Consider the following 225-nt stretch of genomic DNA (forward strand, 5'->3'; position numbering starts at 1 on the left):
TGATGAAGCGGTAACTTTTGCACAGGGTGACAATATTGTCATTACTCGTAATGGCAAAACTGTTACTGTTGCGACGTCAAAAACACCAACTTTTGACACGTTAAAAACAACGGGTAAAGCGGAAATTGGTGGCGAGCTAGCTGTAACAGGCCCTGCAACTTTTACTGACAAAGTGACCGCTAACAAAGGCTTAGAAGTTACAGGGGCAACCACGCTCAACAACGG

Annotated in this window: 1 protein-coding gene; it reads left to right on the forward strand. The window is 44.9% G+C overall.

Features of this window, described 5'->3' with window-relative positions; genetic code table 11:
• Positions 1 to 225: hypothetical protein (locus tag A1D26_RS05895; protein WP_198303100.1), on the forward strand; the 225-nt coding region annotated here is incomplete at both ends.

The sequence above is a fragment of the Ursidibacter maritimus genome, assembly GCF_009761395.1.
GTDB classification, from domain to species: Bacteria; Pseudomonadota; Gammaproteobacteria; order Enterobacterales; family Pasteurellaceae; genus Ursidibacter; species Ursidibacter maritimus.